The sequence below is a fragment of the uncultured Empedobacter sp. genome (assembly GCF_937930195.1).
GTDB lineage: Bacteria > Bacteroidota > Bacteroidia > Flavobacteriales > Weeksellaceae > Empedobacter > Empedobacter stercoris.
The window spans coordinates 1-3,755 of sequence record NZ_CALGVK010000171.1; the positions used below are offsets into that span (position 1 = coordinate 1).

The following is a 3,755-nucleotide window of genomic DNA, read 5'->3' on the forward strand; positions in this document are numbered from 1 at the left end:
AGAAATCGTTGTAAATCCATCTTTCTTTTCAAACGAAATTTCTTTTTTATTTATTCCTTTATAAATAGTTGTAAGATGTTCTTCGAATTGATCTTTATCGCGCATATTCGTAATTAATGCGACCATATTTTTTCCATTTATTTTTTGTCCAAAAAGATAGATTGGACTAATGATATCAATGCCTGCTGAAGTAGGATTGTCTTTTATTTGGTTGAATAATTTATCAAAAGTTGGATCTTGATTTTTGATTTCATTTTCAGCTAATTGGTAAAATTTGTATTGATTTATTTCATTGAAATTGCCTTTTTCGGCAATAGATTTTGGATTGATTAACGCAACAAAATCTGCATCGGTCGGAATTAAAACGGTGTAATCTTCGTTTTTAGAACAACTTGCAAAAAGCAAAAGTAGAAAGAGAATTGAATAATAGTTGAACCTTTTTTTCATAAGAAAATTGTATGTTGCTTTATTGTTAAATAATTGATTTGAAAGATGTAAGTTTATAAAAAATGTATTTTGAATTAAAATAGGTTAAAACTCTAATAATGGGATAAATTTAAGCAATATTTAATATGATTTTCGTTTCTATAACAATAAAATATGTAAAAATTTCTTATATTCGCACTCCTTGATTTAGAAGAAATAACAAAGAATTCGATGGCAAAAAAGTTTAGAGAATATAAGCACTTAGACTTGGTACAAGTCTCAAAAGAAACGTTAGAAGATTGGAAACAAAATAATGTTTTTGAAAAAAGTATTTCTACACGTGATGGAAATCCATCTTTTGTGTTTTATGAAGGTCCTCCTTCTGCAAACGGAAAGCCAGGAATTCACCACGTTTTAGCACGTTCTATCAAAGATATATTTTGTCGTTACCAAACGTTAAAAGGAAAACAAGTTTTCCGTAAAGCAGGTTGGGATACACACGGTTTACCAGTAGAATTGGGAACTGAAAAAGAATTAGGAATCACGAAAGAAGATATCGGAACTAAAATTACAGTTGAAGAATATAACGAAGCATGTAAACGTACAGTAATGCGTTACACTGATTTGTGGAATGATTTGACTGAAAAAATGGGTTATTGGGTGGATATGGAAGATCCATACATCACATACAAACCAAAATATATGGAGTCTGTTTGGTGGTTGTTAAAACAAATTTACAACAAAGATTTGTTGTACAAAGGTTATACCATTCAACCATATTCTCCTAAAGCTGGTACAGGTTTGTCTTCGCACGAGTTAAATCAACCAGGAACATATCAAGACGTAACAGATACAACAATTGTTGCTCAATTTAAAGTAAAGAAAGACTCAACAGATTTATTCAATGATTTTGATGGAGATGTGTATTTCTTAGCTTGGACAACAACTCCTTGGACCTTACCTTCGAATACAGCATTGACTGTTGGTCCAAAAATAGATTATGTAGTGGTTGAAACATTCAATCAATATACATTCGAGCCAATTCGTGTAATTTTAGGAAAACCATTGGTGTCAAAACAATTTGGAAAACCATATTTCTTAGCAGAAACAGAAGAAGATTTCAAAGTTTATGCTGCTGGGAATAAAACAATTCCTTATAGAATTGTTGGTGAATACAAAGGAGCTGATTTAGTAGGAACACGCTATGAGCAATTATTGCCTTGGGCGTTACCTTATGAAGATGCAGAAAATGCATTTCAAGTTATTCCAGGAGATTTCGTAACTACTGAAGATGGTACAGGTATCGTTCATACTGCGCCTACTTTTGGAGCAGATGACGCTAAAGTAGCAAAAGATGCAGGTGTTCCACCAATGTTAGTATTGGATAACCATGGTAATGCTGTTCCTTTAGTTGATTTACAAGGTCGTTTTGTAGCTGAATTACCAGAAGGTTACGGAGGTAAATATGTGAAAAATGAATACTATGACGATGGAGCTGCGCCAGAAAAATCGGTTGATGTAGAAATCGCGATTTTATTGAAAGAGCAAAACAAAGCGTTCAAAGTAGAAAAATATAAACACAGTTACCCACATTGTTGGAGAACAGACAAACCAATTTTATATTATCCATTAGACTCTTGGTTCATCAAAGTAACGGACGTTAAAGACCGTATGGTTGAATTGAATAAAGAAATCAATTGGAAACCAAAAGCAACAGGAGAAGGTCGTTTCGGAAATTGGTTAGAAAATGCCAATGATTGGAACTTGTCTCGTTCTCGTTATTGGGGAATTCCATTACCAATTTGGAGAACAGAAGATGGGGACGAAGTAACTGTTATCGGTTCTGTTGAAGAATTGATTACTGAGATTGAAAAATCAATTGCAGCAGGTGTTCAACAATCGAATCCTTTCAAAAATTTCGAAATTGGAAACATGGCAGAAGAAAACTATGATTTAATCGACTTACACAAAAATGTAGTAGATGAAATCACATTAGTTTCAGCTTCAGGAAAACCAATGAAACGTGAAGCTGATTTAATTGATGTATGGTTTGATTCTGGAGCAATGCCTTATGCGCAAGTGCACTATCCATTCGAAAATAAAGAATTGATTGATAATGGAACAATGTATCCTGCCGATTTTATTGCAGAAGGTGTAGACCAAACTCGTGGTTGGTTTTATACATTACACGCAATTGGAACATTGGTTTTCGATTCGAAGGCATACAAAAATGTGATGTCAAATGGATTGGTATTAGACAAGAATGGTCAAAAAATGTCAAAACGCTTGGGTAACGCAGTAGATCCATTTGATACATTGGCAACATACGGTCCTGATGCAACGCGTTGGTACATGATTGCAAATGCACAGCCATGGGAAAATTTGAAATTTGATTTAGCTGGTGTTGATGAAGTTCGTCGTAAATTCTTCGGAACATTATACAATACGTATTCATTTTTCGCTTTATATGCGAATGTTGATGGATTTACTTTCGCTGAAGAAGAAATACCAGTAAATGAAAGAGCTGAATTAGACCAATGGATTATTTCTGAATTGAATACCTTAACGAAGAAAGTTGATGGCTTTTTATCGGATTATGAACCAACGAAAGCAGCTCGTGCAATCCAAGAATTTGTTATTGATAATTTATCAAATTGGCACGTTCGTTTATCAAGAAGACGTTTCTGGAGAGGTGATTACTCAAAAGATAAAGTAGCAGCATATCAAACATTGTATACTGTTTTAGAAACAATTTCTATATTAGGTTCGCCAATTGCTCCGTTCTTTATGGATCGTTTATACAAAGATCTTAATGCAGCAACAGCTAAGAATGCAGCAGAATCTGTTCACTTAGCAGATTTCCCAGTTGTAGATGAGTCATTGATTAAATCTCAATTAGAAGAACAAACACATTTAGCACAAACAGCGACAAGTATGATTTTATCGCTTCGTAAATTGAGTGATAACAAAGTACGTCAGCCATTACAAAAAGTAATGATTCCTGTGTTGAATGATACAATGAAAGCAAATTTAGAAGCTGTATCTGAATTATTAAAACAAGAAGTTAATGTTAAAGAAATTCAATTATTAACAAACGAAGAAGCTTCAAATCTTTTAGTGAAATCTATCAAACCTAATTTCAAGACTTTAGGGCCGAAATATGGAAAAGAAATGAAAGCTATTTCCGCTGCTACAGCGCAAATCACGAATGAACAAATTGTTAAATTAGAGCAATCTGGACAAATTGATTTGTTAATTGATAACAAAACATTAACTTTAGATGTAGAAGATTTTGAAATCGCAACAAAAGACATCCCAGGATGGACTGT

The 3,755-nt window shown here is 33.3% G+C and carries 2 protein-coding genes; one reads left to right on the forward strand and one right to left on the reverse strand.

Translation table 11 applies throughout. From position 1 onward, the window contains the following. Window positions 1-447: DUF4836 family protein (locus Q0616_RS09820; protein ID WP_298776795.1), on the reverse strand; the 447-nt coding region annotated here is incomplete at its 3' end. 210 nt (window positions 448-657) lie between these two features. Between Q0616_RS09820 and ileS the strand changes: the two genes are divergently transcribed. Continuing rightward, window positions 658-3,755, forward strand: a 3,098-nt coding sequence (gene ileS, locus Q0616_RS09825; RefSeq protein WP_298776797.1) for an isoleucine--tRNA ligase, incomplete at its 3' end; no start/stop codon positions are given.